An 18853-nucleotide genomic window follows, 5' to 3' on the forward strand; every position below is an offset into this window, starting at 1 on the left:
ATGGTAGCGATCGTCAGCGGAAATAACCTCGGTTTAACGAACACATCAGCAGGACTGCTCGGACAAAATGGCTTGATTGGGCCGGCTGCAAATGGCGCCACCAAAGAAGAAGCCGTGGTCGATGTATCGAATGGCAATCTGGTATTACAAAATAATGACGATTTTCTTGCTTCGCAAGGGCTCGATATCGACGCGGTGCGTACCTACAATTCCCAAGGTAGTTTGAACGAGGGTAATGGTGCGGCCTGGAGTATGAGTATGATCACCCTGGTCGGAAGCCTCACTGGCACGGCCAATACCGCTGGTAGCACCATTACTCGCATCGACGGCGACGGTGGGCAGGTGGTGTATACCTATAATGCGGCAAGCAACAACTATGTTGCCCGGGACGGTTCTGGTGCCGACGACACGCTCAGTTTCAACGGGACCACGGAAGTGTGGACCTGGACTGAAGGCGCTACCGGCAATACGCAAACCTACGGACAAAACGGTTATATCACCAGCGCCGCCGACACCAGCGGAGATAAGCTGACTTACAGCTACACCAATGGGCTGTTGACGCAAATTACCGACGCCAGCGGAGAAAGCACCATCTACACGTATGTGAACGGTAATCTGACGCAGATTAGCGACGTGTTGGCGGGGGGGCAAACTAGTACGCGGGTCTACTATAGCTACGACAGCCAGAATCGCCTTTCCACTGTCACCACGGATCTCAGCCCGTCCGACAACAGCATTGCCGATGGCAATACCTATGCGACCAACTATACGTATTTTGGCAATTCCAACCTGATCGCCAGCGTCACGCAACAAGACGGTGTTCAACTCAATTTCACCTACGTACCGGTCAATGGACAGGAGCGCGTCTACACGGTTATTGATGCGCTCGGCAACAAAACCACATTCGACTACATCAGCAGTACCCAGACCAGCGTTACCGATCAGCTCGGCAATGTCAGTACCTATACCTACGACAGCCAGGGGCGTCTGATCAACATCGCGTCACCAGCGGTCAACGGCGCGGTTCCCAATACTGGCTACACGTATGACAGCAATGGTGACGTCACCAGTACGACTGACGCGCAAAACAATACCACGGTCATGCAGTACGATGCCAATGGCAATTTGCTGTTGACACGCGACGCCGCTGGCGACACCGTGACACGCACCTACAACGCGAATAACCAGTTGACCAGCGAAACCACTTACCAGATCGCGGACGACGACGGTGCCGGACCCGACCAGGCCGGTAGCCCTGAGACGACCTATTACTATTACACGCCATCCGCCACCACTGGGCAGCCTGGCTTGCTGAGTTATGTGGTTGGGCCGCAAGGACAGATCACCGCATATCAATACAATGCGCACAACCAGTGCGTGACGACACTGGTTTATGCTGGCCAAACGCTGGATGCATCGCAACTGACTGGTGCCGAGAGCGTCGCTACTATTGCGTCGTTGATCCAGCAAGTCACACCGGCTGACGATGTCGGTGCGCAGACCCGTACTGACGTTCAGCGGACCGACACGAGTTACGACGCACGCGGTCAAGTATCGCAAGTGGTTACTTACACGGCTGTATCGAATAACGCCGCATTGACCGGTATCGTCAGCGATAGCGCCACGACAGCGTATGCGTATGATCAATCGGGTAATCTGTTGAGCAAAACTAGCATCGCTCAGCAAACCAGTTATACCTACGATGGATTAGGGCGTGTGCTGAGTGCTGTTGATAGTAACAACGGCACGACCACAACCCAGTATGACGATGCGGCCAATACGATTGTTGCTACACAACAGTTGACTGGGAATACCGTCACCAGCGTTTATGATCGTGATAACCGATTGCTGAGTCAGAGTAATAGTCTGGACACGTCACAAAATTCGTCCACGGTGTATGACGACGATGGCCGCGCCATCATGACCACGAACGTGTCCGGCAATACCTGGATGATTTACGACGCTGATGGCAACAAGGTGGGCGTGGTGACGAACAGCGGCATGCTGACGCAATATGTATATAGCGCCGCCGGTCAAGTCATTGAGACTATCGCTTATGCGACGCCGGTCAATACCAGTCTGTTGATCAACGGTAGTGGACAACCTATCGATGTCACGTTAAATCAGATCACACCGGTTGCAAGCGCCAATGATCAAAAGACCTGGCAAGTCTACGACAACGCAGGTCGCATTGAGTACACGATTTCTGCAACGGGATCCGTTACACAAACTATCTATGACGGTGCTTCGAATGCGGTTGAAACAATCGCTTACGCGACGCCAGTGAATGTGAGTAACTTAGGCGGTGTTCTGACGCCAAATGACATCCTTGTCGTGCCAAATCCAGGTCAAGATCAGGTAACCCGGAATTTTTACGACGGGAGTAATAATCTCGTTGGGACGCTGAGTCCAACGGATAAGTTGACTCAATATATCTACAATGGCGCTAATGAATTGGTAGAAACGCGCGCGTATGCCGAAACGCCCAACGCTTCCCTGTTGACAACGGGGACGCTGGCGGAATTGACTGCGGGCTTGGAAAGCATCGATGATAGCCGCACGCTCTACGCGTATGATGGCTCGGGCAAGCAGGTAAGTTCGCAGGTAGTGCAAGGTTATTCCGACGATACGATGCCTGGCGTGACAAATATTGAAGGCACGCTTCTGCAACCCGGTGAACAGGACGTATACCAGTTCACGGTTACCGACCCATCACTTCTTTTCTTCGACGGTATTGCTGGTAACCAGATTCAGTGGCAATTGACCGAAGGTACACAACCCGCCCTTTTTAGCCAGAATTTAACGGCGAACAACAATTCTTTCTACAATCTGAATGCTGGTACCTACCAGTTGACTGTTAATAGTAGCCAAGGTGCAACGGGCAATTACGATTTTCGTCTCATGGGTGCTAATGCAGCGGCACCGTTGACCACCAATGTGGTAACCAGTAGCGAATTGGCCCCCGGAACCCAGAACGCGCTGTATTCGTTTTCAGCTAATGCTGGGCAGCAACTGTCTATGCAGGGGGACAATGCAAATTCGTCCTGGAGTTGGAGCCTCTTCGGGGCGAATGCGCAAGTTGTCTCTAGTGGTAATGCGTGGTATGGCTCCGCACCTTTCACGGTTCCTGCTACGGGTGTTTATTACCTAAGCATACAGGGGGACAGTAGCAATGCTGCGACGACGGAAAGTCCGTATTCGTTCACGATGTTCCAGACCACGCCAACCACCGCTTCACTGACGCTGGGACAGAGTGTCCAAACGCCGGTCGTGCCAGGTACTATTGCGAACTATACTTTCAATGTCACTGCGCCGGGCTGGTTAAAATTCGATCAATTATCGTCAACGTATTTAGGCGCGAATTGGACCTTGCTCAACGCGGCAGGGCAACAAGTGGCGTCAGGAAATACCAATAGTGATCAAAGCAATGTACCGCCTGTGGCCGTGTCGGCCGGTGCGTATACGTTGCAAATTACCGATTCAGGAGCAACTAGCGGAACTCTGTCTTTCCAGCTTCTCAATATCGCTGCAGCATCAGCCCCCGACCTTCAAAGCGGTCAGAACCTGTCGCTTGATTCAAGCTCTGACAGCAGCACGGCGGTGTACAAAATTAACGTCGCCAACGCGACTAATTTGGGCTTATCGGCAGACATTAGTAACAGCGACTCCGCGACCTGGCAGGTGACCGATGCGAGTGGCAACGTTCTGGGCGGTGGCGATCTCAACAATAATTCGTTTGCAAACGTCGCCTTGCCAGCAGGCGGCGATTATTACGTCTGGGTTGGAGGAACCCTTAGCAATGGCGCGCCGCTGCAAGGTAGCATACAAGTCAATACCTGGACGAATGCTGCCGTTATCAACGCAGGGCAATTGTCCAACACAGCCTTGAACCAGCTGTCTGGTACGGCTTCCGGTCCCGGTCAAACAGTGACTACGGATTTTAACGTTGCCCAGTCGGGGACTTTTTTATTTAACGCCAGCGGTTTGGCGGGAGCGGCCTGGACGCTCGTAGGCCCACTGGGTACGGCGATCCCTGTAACCAAGTTTGCAAGCGGGACAACGCAAGGTGATGCTTCGGCTTACCTTACTGCCGGAAATTATCAACTTGAAGTCACTAGCGCAGCGACAGTTGGCACCTTCAACATCCAGGCAACTCCGTTTGCGACTGCAATCGAATTGACAGACGATGCACCGACGGTTCTGCCTTCGCTGGCTGCTGGGGCATCGGTGCTGTACAGCGTTAATGCGACCCCCGGAGACACATTTTCCGGTACCTTGGTCGATACCGACGGTGCGTCCAATGGACAAGAGTTTGTGGTTCAGGCATTTGATGCCTATGGCACTTTGTTTTATTCGGGAAGTACTTCAAGTCTGAATTTCTCGCAGTCGCAAGCTAGCGGCCCGGTATATCTCCTGGTTACCCAAACTGCAGCACAAAGCGCCGGTGCCACACTCACTGTAGTGCGCACGGCAGCAACACCGCCAGCAGTCGTTCCAACTACCCCTATCACGATTGGTCAAGACGTTTCGGGCACGTATTCCGGAGAGCCGTCACCGCTCTATTCACTGAATTTGCCGCAAGATGATTTGGTGATCGTACAGTCTGCTTCTACCATCAACAATAATGTCACGCTGTCGGGTGCGGTTATTACGCTCAATGGTACATTACCTGCCGAGTCGCCACAGGGCGTTCAAGCGCCAGTTGTATTAGGTTGGGCAGCAGCAGGAAACTATCAATTACAGTTTTCCGATGCGAATAACAACTTCCCGTTTACGGTATATACCGGCAGTAGCGGTACTGCTATTACTGCTGGTCAAGATGTCGACAGCACATTAGCCGCCGGTCAGTCCGTCGGTATATTCAAAATCAATGCGCAGGCAGGGCAGAGTTATCAGTTTGATGGCCTTGCCGGCGCTAGCAGCGGCATGGGGTACGGGATTTACGACGCCTATGGCAATTTGCTCGATTCCGGTGACCCGTCTACCGTCAGCGGAAAAACTTGGTCGGTTGCGAATACGGAAACCTGTTACGTCGTCGTGTACCAGAATCCTAACCAGACATCCCAGGCGGCCTCGGTCAATTTCAGCCTCAATGCGGTAGCCACAGTAGCGCCGCCGACTTCATCGAACGATCTTGGTCCGCTCACTGCCGCGCAGTTGACTAGCGTTACGATTGATACGACTAACGGTAGTACACAAAGTGCCCAGTTCGAAGTAACCAAGTCAGGTTGGATGACCGTGCAGCCGAGTACTGCAAATGTAGTTTGGTGGCGCGTTGAGGATTCCGACGCAATGTGGTCGTTGAACACCTTCGGATCCAACACATCGGTTGCACACGGCTATTATCCTTTTGATGGCGGCATCTACTATGTTACGAGCGGAACCTACAATCTGTCGCTGAGTAACTGGTACTCAGGTTACGCGACCGGGAATCCTCAAATCAATGTCACAGCAGGCGCAGCGGTTGAAGTAACACCAGGTCAGCAAACAAATATTGGGCAACTTGCCACTGGTCAGTCGTTGGCGATCAGTCTTGCTGCGGATCCGTTCAGCCAATTTTCCGTGGACATAGCGTCTTCTAATGGCCAGAGCTACAATTTACAAGCCTATGATCAGAGCGGTAACTCGCTCAATGTTAATACTGAAATAGATTCCACGACCGGCGACCATATCGCAACATTTTCGCAAGGTAATTTGACGGGCCCTGTAGTACTGGTGTTGACGTCGAACAGCGATGAAGCGTCGCCCCCGATGAATGTGAGCGTGACTGCAACGCAAACCGCTGGTACGCCACCGGTTGCGCAGAACGGGGCGATCACGTCTGGCCAATGGGTCAATCAAACTGATTCTAGTAATTCTAGCTATGCCTACAGCCTGGATATCACACAGCCGACCACTTTTTTTCTGGATACAATCCCCCCAGGTGGACAAAATGTTGTGATAGAGTCGCTTACCGGTGACTACTGGCAGCAGATGAATGACAATAACGGTACCTGGACGCTTCAGCCTGGTGACTATATTGTTGCTAATGGTTATTCACCAAATTCAAGTCCGCAACCGTTCAGTTTTCGGTTGACGAGTTCAACGGACCTGAGTCCGCTGGTTGCCAATGCCAGTCAATCGATCCTGGTCGCGGCCAATAATGCGGCTTCCTACTATAGTGTCAACATTGCGGCGGGAGATCAGTTTTCCTGGACGCCCGGCGCTGCCAGCACAACAGGTGGCTATTCACTGTATGACGCTAACGGAAATGACGTTTTCGACGGCGATATTAATCAGGCAGCTGCGTTCATCCCAGCACAAGCCGGTACTTATACATTAAAGATATACAATGACGCCGCTACCGATGCGACCGTCAATTTCACTGCGACCGTGGCACCGCCACCGATATTGGCGACTAACGTTGCGCAGTCGGTGCAAATTCCAACTAATGGGGTGTCAAATTTTAGCCTCAATCTTGCGGCAGGTGACGACCTGACCTTGTTGCCGTCCGCAGGCAATTCGGACGGTAGTTATTCTATTGTTGACTCTAGTGGGAACGTCGTATTCAACGGTTCCATGTCTGACTCTAGCGGGGATGAAGTAGTCGACGGTTTCATTTCTCAGCCCCGCATCTTCACTGCGCCGAATGCCGGCACCTATTTTCTGAAACTAAGTAACGAGTCTGGAAATGCAGCAACATTCAATTTCGCCCTGCAGTATGTTCCATTGGCATCACCGCTGACGCGCAATGTCGGTAGCCTGGTCAACAACAGTACGTCGTTAATCATTACTAATTTTTCGGCTGGCAATCAAGTTGCAACGCAGAATTTTAATGTAACACAGAGTGGTTTTTGGTCGCTCGATTTTACCTCGGCTGGGCAAGATATCAGCGGTTCGATCAATGGTCCGCTGGGTCAAGTGGCAGGCTGGGGTAATGCGCAAAATGCTGTCGGTCAAGCTAATGTTGTGTTCCTGGCGGCCGGCAATTACACCTTGTCGCTCAATAATCAGAATAACACCGTCAATTCGGCGAGCTTGAAACTGACGCCTTTTTCTGATGCGACTGCGTTAACTACCACTTCCACCACAACGACTACCGTCGTCAATGGCGGTCAGAGTGACACCATCACCTCACTGTTCAACGGTAGCGGGACCAAGATCGGTGACACCTGGAAAAAGGCCGATGGCAGCTTCGGTACTGACGCCTTCAATGCAGACGGATCAAGCTTCGTTAGTGAAACCTATGCCGATGGTCATACTAGAATTTACAGCAATGACGGTCAGGGCAACATTACAACAACCGTCACGCAAGTCGACAGTAGTTATAGCATTCAACAACAAGTCAGCTCAGGTCAAATCACGACGACACAATATAACGCGAGTGGTGCCAAAATCAGCGATGCGTGGCAGAAGCCCGATGGCAGTTCCGGCAGTGACACCTACAATGCAGATGGATCAAGTTCAGGTAGCACCACGAACGCCGACAGCACCTCCAGTAGTTACGTCAATGATGGCAACGGCACTATCATTACGACAAACCTTAACGCCGCTGGCGTACAGACGAGTCAAATTCAGTCAATTACAACGTCGAATGCCGATGGCAGCAGCACGGTCGTCATTAAAGACGGTCAAGGCAACATCACTACGACCCAGTACAGTGCAGCAGGGGCCAAGAGCAGCGACACATGGCAGAAAGCAGATGGCAGTGTCGGCAGCGACACCTTCAATGCCAACGGTTCAAGCTTCGGCACGACGACGTTCGTCAATGGCATTACCAGTAGTTACACCAATGACGGTCAGGGCAACATAGCAACAACCGTTACGCAAGTCGACGGTAGTTATAGCATTCAACAACAAGTCAGCTCAGGTCAAATCACGACGACGCAATATAACGCCAGTGGTGTCAAGATCAGCGATACGTGGCAAAAACCTAATGGCAGTTCCGGTAGTGATACCTACCATGCTGATGGATCAAGTTCAGGCAGTACTACGAACGCCGACAGTACCTCTAGCAGTTACGTCGATGATGGACAAGGCACGACAATCACGACAAATTTTAACGCTACTGGCGTACAAACGAGTCAAACTCAGTCAATTACAACGTCGAATGCAGATGGCAGCAGCACGGCCGTCACTACAGATGGTCAAGGCGATACCACTACTACCCAGGACAGTGCAGCAGGATTTGAAAGCAGCGACACATGGCAGAAAGCGGATGGCAGTGTCGGCAGCGATACGTTTAATGCCGACGGCTCAAGCTCCGGAACGACGACGTTCGTCAATGGCATTACTAGTAGTTACACCAATGACGGTCAGGGCAACATCACAACAACCGTCACGCAAGTCGATGGCAGCTATAGCATTCAACAACAAGCCAGTTCAGGTCAAATTACAACGATGCAATACAATGCCAGCGGCACTGAATTGAGCGCTGTATCGCAAGGACCCCAGGGTGCATGGTCGGATATTTTCAATGCGGACGGCTCTGGTTCCGACACCTATACCAATACCGATGGCAGCTATGGTAACGATGTCTGGAATGCAGATAATTCAAGCTATGGCAATGAGTACTTTTCAAACGGAAGCTCAAGCAGTTATGTCGACAATGCCGATGGCAGTTCCAGCACTGTCGCTAACGATGGTCAGGGTAATATCACCACCACGCAACTGAACTCCAACGGCGTCAAAATCAGCGATACGTGGCAGAAAACGGATGGCAGTTCCGGTAGTGATACATTCAATATCGACGGCTCAAGCTCAGGCAGCGCCACGAACGCCGATGGCACCTCCACGAGTTATATCAACGATGGCAAGGGCAGTATCACCACAACACTGTTTAACACTAGCGGTGTCAAAATCAGCGATACGTGGCAGAAAGCGGATGGCAGTTCAGGTACTGATACCTTTAACGCCAATGGCAGCACCGTCAGTTACGCAGATGATGGTCATGGTAATACCGTTACGACGACCACTCAACTCAACGCGAGCGGCGTCAAGATCAGTGACACGTGGCAGAAATCGGACGGTAGCTCAGGTAGTGACACGTTCAATCTGGACGGTTCGAGTTCCGGTAATGCTGTCAATGCCGATGGCACGTCCAGCAGTTACGTTAATGATGGACAAGGCACGACAATCACGACAAATTTTAACGCCAGTGGCATTCAGACTGGACAAACCGAGGCGGTCACTACCAGCAGTACGATAAATAGCACTGGTAGTGTCGAACTTAACGCCATGGCAGTCGGTACGGAAACCTTGTACCAAGTCCCCGGCAAAGCTGGGGATACGGTCACCGTAAGCTTGTCTACATTGGACGCAAGCGGTGATTTTGAAGTGACGGTGATTGATGCGTCGGGCAACCAGATTTTGAGCACATGGACCGACCAAAGTAACCAAAGTGCGACGGTGACGGCCGATGGTCCGGTGACCATTGTCGTGAAACGCCTGGCTGACAATAGCAGTGCTAGCGTTACCTTGACCGCGACTGACACGGCAGGCCCGCCGCCCGCTGTTGTTCCGGTACCGGTTGCAATTGGTACCTCCACCAATTGGACAGCGCCTTCTTTGGGTTACACCTTCAATGTGGCAGCGGATGGCTTAGTTGCTCTGGAGTGGGAAGGCGGCAACTACCAGACTTATGAATTAACTGGCCCAAGCGGATCAGTCAGTGGGCAGATTAATGGTGCAACGGTACTTTGGCTGGTCGCCGGTAGTTACCAGTTGACGTTATCCGACGGTTCCGGTTCGGCACAGTTTAAAGTTGTCGACGATACGGATGCGACCCCGATTACGCTCGGAACACCAGTGTCGCTGGCCATGAATGCGGGCCAAAACTATGCGTTGTTTGACGTCACGTTGGATTCTTCCAATGAAACGTGGTTTTCCGGTTTGCCTGGAGCGGAGTCCGGTGACTCATACCAGCTTTATGATCCGGCGGGTAACTTGGTTGCTTCGGGCGATCCTTCACAAAACTACTATAGGCAGTTTTCCACTGGTTCGTTGAGTGGTCAGTATCTGCTGGTGGTTCAGCGTGGTACGCCGTCAAACAGTGGCGCATTGAATTTCTCCTTGGTGCAAACGCCGAGCGCACCTGCGCCGCTGCAATTCGGTAGTGTAACGCAGGGCGAGTTCCTCACGGATTACCAGTCCTATAGTTATACGTTTACATCAACCGTTGCTGCGCAATTTACACTGGCCGGTCCTGGCAGTAATAACGGTGTTTATTACTACTTGTACAATGCGGCTGGTGATGAGGTCGCGTACATGGACCCGAATTCGTCGCCTGACTACGAAGTCAGTCCAGGTACCTATACGTTAAAAGCTGTTAATTATGGGGTAAGTACGCAGCCGTTTTCGTTTACCGCGAATCTGTTGCAGCCAACTGCGCTGCAATTCGGTAGCCTGACACAGGGGCAGTTCGCGTCAGAAAATCAAACCAATATCTACACATTTACTGCGTCGTCGGCGTCGGAGTTGCTCTTGGCTGGGATCGGCAGCGGTATTGGTTACATCTTGACCAATGCGTCCGGTGTGCAGGTAGCCAATCTGGATCCCAATGGTAGTGGAGCGCCTGACTATGATGTCAGTGCCGGCACGTATACCTTGCAGGTCATCAACTACAATTACGTCGCGCCGGCGCAGCCGCTGGCGTACTCGTTTACGGCGAGCCTGCTGCCAACGACGCTGCAATTCGGCATCCCGACACAAGGCCAGTTCGTCGCCTATAACCAAACTAAAAACTATACGTTTAGTTTGACCTCCGCTGCCGAACTCGTACTGCCGATTTCCAGCGGCAATGTTGACTATAGTGTGTTTAACTCGAACGGGAACCAAGTTTCTGCGCTGTACCAATATAATATTTATGGCACCGAGCCCGCGGTGTATAGCCTCGGCGCTGGAACCTATACGGTGCGGGTGAATAACTATAATTCGGCCAGTCCGACGCAACCGTTGCCATTCTCGTTTACCGCAAACCTGGTGCAATCCGGCACCGATTTGGCGGCTGGCACTTCTGCGACCGTTAACTGGTCTAACGGTGTTCCTGACCAACAGTTAGTTGTCGCTGCACAGGCAGGGCAATCGTACTGGCTTACCCCCACTGCTGGGATGGTCTATGGCGATGGATATTCTTATAGCGTGCTCAATGCGCAGGGTATTCAAGTGTCGAGTGGAGTCCTTTCAAACGGCTATTTCAGTAACACCCCAGGCATCGCGTTTACTGCTGCTTCATCGGGCAATTACACCATCAACCTATACGGCTTGACCGGTGGTCAAGGGCGTTCGGATAGTACCAGCTTTAGCTTGACACAAGGTCTGCAAGATACCGCTGAATATACGCTGGGCAGCGTGGTAACAGGTTCTCTTAATTTGCCGGTTGATATGTCGACGCAGCAATTCACACTGACGGAACCGACCGATGTCTGGTTGGGAATTTCAGATGACGGATATACTGCGACGCTGTCGCGGACTGACCAACCGGCAACCATTTTTTCCACCAATGGCAATGTGAATGGCCTCTACCAACTGGATGCGGGTACTTATTCGTTGGTGCTAAGGCCAAATCAACCGTCTCCCGGCGCTTACAGTATTTCGAGCTCAGCGGTTGCAGACTTACCAACGCTGACACTCGGCACCACGACTCCGGTAGCCGTTGCACAAGGCAATCAGTCCAGTGCGTTCCAGTTGACTGGAGCAGCCGGACAACAGGTACTGATTGATGCGGACTGGGTTAGTGGTAATTCGCCTGAACAATATTGGGGATTGATTGGACCGAATGGGCAACTGGTCAGAAGTGGCATTGAGTACTACAGTGATGATGAATCGCAAAAATTGACCTTGCCGCAGAATGGTACCTATGTGTTTTATATGTACGGCAGTGGCACTGATCAAGCGCCGGATGCCAGCACGGTTACTATAACCAATTGCAGTAACCCTCTGACGGACATTAACGTTGGTGATCAAGTCAGCGGCACTCTGGTAGCAGGGAATGTCAATCAATATCAATTTACGCTGACCCAAGAAACCACGGTTTTACTCGACCCACAAGGCGGTTCGGCCAATCTCGCATTGGTCGGACCTGACGGCAGCACAATAGTCACTACGAATTCGAGCAGCAGTGCTTTCAATTATTATTCTGAACAACTAGCGGCAGGTACTTACACGATCAACGTGTCGAGCTCGGGGAGGAGTACGCCAAGTTTCGCATTCGGATTATTGTCGCTGCAAAATGCGATCGATGACGGCAATACCGGCACGATTACTGGTTCGGTCCCGGCTAATCAAACAGTGGGCGTGTACCAATTTGAAGCCACACCTGGAGTGAATTACAACCTGGATTTTACGACCCCTGGGGAAAACAGCTATTGGGGCGGGCTCACTTATACGCTGATTGATGCCTATGGCGATACTATTGCCAGCCAGACTGGAACTTGGGATCAGTCAATCAACTTCATTGCTCCACCAAGCGGCACAGTTTATTTGCTGGTCAATCAGGTCTCTTCCTCCGCCACCCCAACGCCATTTAGCGCCACGTTGACGCAGCCGATAGTCGCGACTGAACCACTGACCTGGGATGCACCGATGTCGGCCAGCCTGGTGACACGTCAGGATCAGACCACGTTTAATTTCGAACAGGATTCTTCCGGGTGGGTCGAGTTGCAGGGGATTAGTGCGCCTTCGACAGCGGTGAGTTTTTCTATCATTGAACCGAACGGTACCGTAGTCGCAACCCAAAATGGGTTTAACGCCACCACTCCGGGCACATGGGATGTTTACCTGCCTGCCGGTCAATATGCCGTGCGGGTCAATGCCAATGCCGATGGCCTGGTTGGCACCGCGCAATTTAGCGCGGTACAAGTACCTGCTGCGCAACAATTCCCGCGCCAGGGTGGCGTGCCGCAAACACTGGCACTGCCGGACGGCGACGATACGCTGTCGCTTTGGAGTATGAGTGCACAGGCTGGCGACGCATTTGATTTGACGGCACAAACCTGGTCGGGCGTCGGTTCAGTACAGGTTGTTGCACCCAACGGTACTGTGCTTACGAATTGGGACCCATCCAGCGGCACACCGCTCGACCTGACTTTCGCGCAAGCAGGGAGCTACCTGATCAGGGTGCAACGCGACACGCTGGCCGATGTGCCATCGAACGCTTTCAACCTTAGCGCCACCGTCGGTGCAGTAGCTACAAGCGCGCCACCGGCCATTGTGTCCACGTTCACCGCTGCAGGCTCCATCAGCGCAGGAGCCCCCCCTCTAACCTTTCAGTTTCAATTGACCCAGGCTGGGCTGTACTACATAGATAACAACAACGAAGCGTTAGAGAACTGGTATTGGGGTGGAAATTCTCAAGTTGTCACCATAACGGATGCAAATGGTGTGACGGTTGGTACGAGCTATGACCAACCGATGTCGCTTCAGGCTGGTACCTACACTATTTCGCTGCAACAGAACGATTTCAACAACTCGTACAATTTTAGCGTGCAGCAACTGGATGGCAATCAATTGCCGACATTGGCCTATGACCAGGCAGTGACTACCGCATTGCCCGCTTACGCTTCTGTGGCATATCAGATCAATGCGACTGCAGGAGATCAGATCAGTTTTAATGCATTGGGTGGTACTGGGGATTACACTGCGCGTAGCTGGATTCTGGTGAATCAGTACGGCCAAATTTTACAGCAAGGCAATACAGGAACTAATTCCAACGTGTACCAGGTTGCCAACACTGGCCCACTTTATTTGCTGATCACGAATCCTACTTATTACGACAACACGAGCGGCGCTACTTTGTCGTTTGAAGTAAATGAAGGCGTGACTACACCGACAGCGATTGCTCTGGGTCAGACAGTGACCGGAACGTTAGACGCACAGACCGCGAGCCAAAGCTATACCTTCAATGTCACTCAACCGACCATCGTTCAATTTAATCAATTAAACGATGGCACTGCCTATGTGGGCTGGAGCCTCACCGGTCCCTACGGCCCTGCCGGCTCGGGCGGTATCGATGTTGACTACCCACCGCAAGATAATCAAACAGTGATGACCCTGGAGCCAGGGCAATATACGATGACGCTGCAAAACAGCGGCTTTGCTACCAATGCATTCGGTTTCCAGTTGCTGGTTCTTGGTTCGTCGGCACCATTGACCAATGCACAATCGGTGCAAGGTCAACTGCAGCCGAGTGGTCAGGCAGACAGCTATACCGTCAATTTACAGTCGGGCGATAGCCTGTACCTGGCGCTGGTTGCTCCGGCGAACACGTATGGCTACAATCCAAACAATAATTCCTGGGGTTACGACAAGTACGCCAATTTGGAAGTGCTTGATCCGACCGGGCATGTCGTTGCTTCAGGTGACCTGTCCAACACCCAATTAATCGCGACGATGTCCGGTCAATACACGGTTGAAGTGGTCAATGACTATTCAACGGATATTCCGATTCCTTACACGTTGACGGCGTACATCAATCCCCAAACTGATCCGCGCATCATTGACCTAAACAATAATACCGCTCCGACGGTCGACCTGACGGTACAAAACGTCAGTGTTGAACCGGCAACAGCCGGGGGGACGATCCAGTCAGGATCCTCAATCCAGGTCAATTGGACCACCGCAAATATAGGTACTGTCGCAACTCAGGGTAACTTCACTGAACGCGTCATCGTCACCAATGCCGCGACTGGCCAAGTTGTGTTGCAAGCCATTGTGCCCTATACCGAATCTGCTGCTGGAAATGGCCCACTGGCGACGGGGCAGTCCGTTGCACGCAGTGTCGTGTTACAGCTTCCTGCAGGTGCCTTGGGTGCTGGAAATTTGGTGGTGTCGGTACAAACGGATTCCGACAATTCACAAAACGAAGCAGGTACAGCACTTGCCAATAGCATTGCGTCCACCTCGTTTACCAGTGCGGCAATCGTTTACCCGGATTTGCAGGTTTCGGGATTGGGTATCTCACCGGCCTCCGGCTGGCAAGCAGGTGAGCCGGTGACCGTTAACTGGAATACCGTTAACAATGGCACCGGTGCGGCAACTGGTAATTGGAGCGAGCAGCTGCAATTGATCAATACCACGACCGGCAATGTCGTCGCTAATATCAGTCAAGCATTTACGGGGCAAGATATTGATGCAGGCGCATTCGCTGCTCGTTCGGCCACCTTCACCTGGCCAAGTGGATTAAACGGCGTAGGTACGTTCCAATTGAAGGTGACTGTGGATTCACTCGGGCAGGTTGTGGAATACAACAGCCAGGGAAGTCCTATTACCGGCGACAACACGGCATCCCGACAATTGGCTGTGGGGCCGAGCATCGTTGCACAAAACGTTGGCTTGTTGCAGCCGTCCGTACAAGACGGTCAGACCGTCACCATCGTCTGGAATGACGTCAATCAAGGCAGCGTTGCCGTGCCGGGGCAATACCAGGATCGCGTCACGGTAACTCAGTTGAATGCCAATGGCACTCTTGGTGCCGTCGTGATGGATACTGCCGTCGCGTTTCCTAATGATGCTACTAATCCGCTTGCTGCGGGCGCCACACGCCAGCGGTCCGTCCAGTTGACGTTACCGGCCGGTTTGGCCGGTAGCGGCAATTTCATCGTGACGGTGGCAGCAGACAGCCAGGCCAATGGCACGACCAGCGTGTTCGAGGTGAATGCCGCTGGGGTTCCGGTACAAACACCGATGGTTTCCATCGGTAATTTTACGTCGACTGAACACGCCTACGCCAATCTCGACGTGACAGCACTCACGGTACCTTCGACAGTCAATTCGGGTAGCAGCGCTCAGGTGAGTTGGACGGTGACCAACAGCGGCAGTGTCACGGCCACCGGTCCGTGGGTGGATCGCGTGGTTCTGATTGGTACTGACGCCAGCGGTACGTTTGAAGATATCACCCTTGCCAACCTCACTCAATCGACTCCGCTCGCACCAGGAGATAGCTATACGCAAGCGACCACCGTGCAGATCCCGACCCGCTTGTCAGGAAGTTACAAAATTGTATTGATCAGCGATGCAAATCAATCCATTGCTGAACCCGATACAAGGGCTGATAGCACGCGCACGTCCGGGACTGTGAATGTGGTTCAGACTTATTCGGCCCTCGTTCCGACAATCACCCAGCTACCGATAACAGCCAATGCAAATACGGCGAGCTCAGTCCAATGGACGGTCACCAATAACGGCACCGTGCCGACCGATGTATCGAATTGGGTAGATCAGGTATACCTTTCCAGCACCTCAACACTCAATGCCAATTCCATTCAGATCGGCGCTGTCACGCATGTTGGCACGGTCGCAGTTGGGGCCAGTTATACCAGCAGCCTGAACTTCACCTTCCCGAGCGTTACGGGGCCGTATTACATCATCGTTAAGGCCGACGCGCTTGGTAACACCTTTGAGCCAGGTCATACCGCCGGTAACGTGGCGGCGAGCAGTACAGCGATCAACATCGCGCCGCAACCTTTGCCGATTCTGGTGGTGAGCAACATCAATGCGCCCACCACCTGGACGGTCGGCAGCTCCGTGCAAATCGGCTACACCATTACCAATCAAGGTAACGCGGGCGTGAATGGCTATGCCGGCGAGAGCTTGCAGTTAGTGAATGCCGCCGATCCGAGCGATGTCATCAATTTGAGCCAGCAATTCGGCACGCGCGTTATTGCCGACGACGGTGGCACCTTTACCAATCAAGTGAACATCACCGTTCCCACCATGCCGGTTGGAAATTGGCAGTTGCAAATCACCGCCGATGCCGGTAATTACGTTCGGGAATCGAGCACCAGTAACGCGACATCGAGTACGCCGATAACGGTTGTCAGCCCTGAACTGGCCGTTGATTCACTGGTCACCACCGGCACCTTGCAAGGTGCCAGCACGGTGACGCTCAATTGGATGACACGCAATATTGGAACAGCGGATGCCGGCAGTTTTAATGATGCGGTTTACCTGACGTTGAACGGTGTTGTCGATGCCAACGCGGTGAAGCTGGGCGAAGTGAATCACACCGGGCTTGCCGCAAACGCGAGCGTGGCAAGTCAGCTGACATTCCAACTACCTGTTGCCGATTCCGGTAACTACCAATTAGTCGTGGTCAGCAATGCAGAAAACACGGTGAACGAAGATGGACTGATCGCGAAAAATACCGCATCGTATGGCATCAATGTCGTACAAGATAATTATGAAATCCTGACTGTCAGTAACGTTCAGGCACCATCCCTGATTGTTGATAATCCAGCGAACATTAATGTGAGCTACACGGTCACCAATAGTGGCAATGGTATTGGTAGTACCACGTCGTGGACGGACGAGCTGGTCTACTCGGCGAGCGGTAATTTAAACGACAGTAATAACATCATTCTCGCCACCAATACGCAAACCGGCGGCCTGGGTGTCGGTGATAGCTACAACGGTATATTTACAGGACAGTTCCCGGTTGGCTTCAGCTCTCAGGGTCAACTTTTTGTGGTCACTAATGCCGGCAATACAGTTTGGCAAGATGGCCAGACCAGCGGCAATGTTGTGAGTAACGCACTCACTGTAATGCCGGAACCGTATGCCGACCTCGTCACGTCCTCCGTGACCACCACGGGCAATCCGGTCAGCGGACAACCGTTGACCATCAACTGGACTGTCGCCAATAATGGCGAGGGTATTACTAGCACCTCGAACTGGGAAGATAACGTCTGGCTCAGTACGGTTAATGCGAACGGCACCGTTACGACTTATCAACTGGGTACGGTCGATCATATCGGCCAATTAATACCTGGTAAATCTTACGTCGGATCGTTGACGGTAACGTTGCCAGAGGGACTGCAAGGCACCTACTACGTCAACGTGCAGGCCGCCGCGACCGGAACGCCGTACGAATTCACGCACACCAACGACAGTACCGCTAGCTCGATGGCGGTGCCGATTACGTTGTCGCCATCGCCCGACCTGATTGTGCAATCGATTAACGCACCAGACGGCGCGCAAGAAAGCGGGACCATGGACCTTAGCTGGACGGTGCTGAATCAGGGCGCCGGCACTGCGGACGGACCATGGGTCGATAACATCCAAATGGTCAATACCCTGACCGGTGCCGTCGTTTCTTTGGGGACCTTTACCTATAGCCAGGATCTGGCTCCGGGCATCACGTATACCCGGACCCAGCAAGTTACTGTGCCGGAGCATATTGATGGCAGTTATGTGGTGCAGGTCACCACGAATAGCACGCAGTCCCTTTATGAATACGGTACGGCTGCTAACAACGATATGACGCAGGCGCTCAATGCGACCGAAATCACCGCCACCCAACGCCCTCTGTTGCAAGCCGGTGGCGTTGGTGTACCTTCCGAAGTGACTGCTGGTACCGACATGTCGGTCAGCTATGTCGTTACTAATAACGGCCCGGCCGTCGCAGCAGGTCAGTGGACCGACAACGTTTATTTGTCCTTGAATGGCCAACTCGATGCCAACTCGGTCTTGGTCGCCAGTGTTCCTAACGGCTCGGCGCTAACTACAGGCCAAAGCTATAACAGTCAAACGCCATCATTCCAAGTACCGCTGCGTTATAGCGGCACGGTCTACGTTATCGTGCAAGCCAACGCCAATGGCGCGATTGATGAATGGCCAAACGGCGGCGACGTTGCTCCTGCTGTGAAAGCATTTCAAGTTGATTCCGTGCCGTTCGCTGACTTGGTGACTAGCGGTGTCACTGCACCATCCCAAGCCACCTACGGTTCGACCATTAACGTCGGTTATACGGTCACCAACCAAGGATCCGGTACGACGGCAGCGGCCGATGGCAGCACCAATGAATCCTGGACCGATTCGGTATGGCTCACCACCAGCCAAGGTCAGCCGGCGCCGGAAGCCGGAGACATCCTGCTCACTT

General features: G+C 52.7%; 1 protein-coding gene (only partly in view). It reads left to right on the top strand.

Features of this window, described 5'->3' with window-relative positions:
• On the top strand, nt 1–18853 hold the 5' portion of the coding sequence (locus S2091_RS07450; RefSeq protein WP_105531166.1) for a tandem-95 repeat protein. Its footprint extends 28805 nt past the window's final position; the window shows 18853 of its 47658 coding nt (coding positions 1–18853); the start codon lies at nt 1–3; its stop codon lies off the right edge, out of view.

Source organism: Solimicrobium silvestre (genome assembly GCF_002976435.1).
Lineage (GTDB): Bacteria > Pseudomonadota > Gammaproteobacteria > Burkholderiales > Burkholderiaceae_D > Solimicrobium > Solimicrobium silvestre.